Here is a 226-nt window from a genome sequence, read left to right on the forward strand (position 1 = left end):
CTGCATGAGCTGCTTCCTGGTCCACCACCGCAGCCAGCTGGCAGACGAGAAGAAGATGATCTGCCGCGACTGCGTGTGACGCGCCCGCACGCAAGAGGCCCGCGACCGGGGGTCGCGGGCCGTTCGCATTGCTGAGGGATGGCGCGGGTGGTCCTGGTGGCGCGGGTGGCGCCGTCCTGCCCGGAGGGCCGGGTCAGCCCTTCTGGTCGTCCTTGCGCAGGTCGGG

1 protein-coding gene is annotated in these 226 nt (G+C 71.2%); it reads left to right on the top strand.

Features of this window, described 5'->3' with window-relative positions:
- Positions 1–4: 4 nt before the first annotated feature.
- Positions 5–79 (top strand): DUF4193 family protein, encoded by a 75-nt coding sequence (locus QWY29_RS20705; protein ID WP_439117466.1) that lies wholly within the window; start codon positions 5–7, stop codon positions 77–79.
- Positions 80–226 lie beyond the last annotated feature (147 nt).

The sequence above is a fragment of the Nocardioides abyssi genome, from assembly GCF_030412915.1.
Lineage (GTDB): Bacteria > Actinomycetota > Actinomycetes > Propionibacteriales > Nocardioidaceae > Nocardioides > Nocardioides abyssi.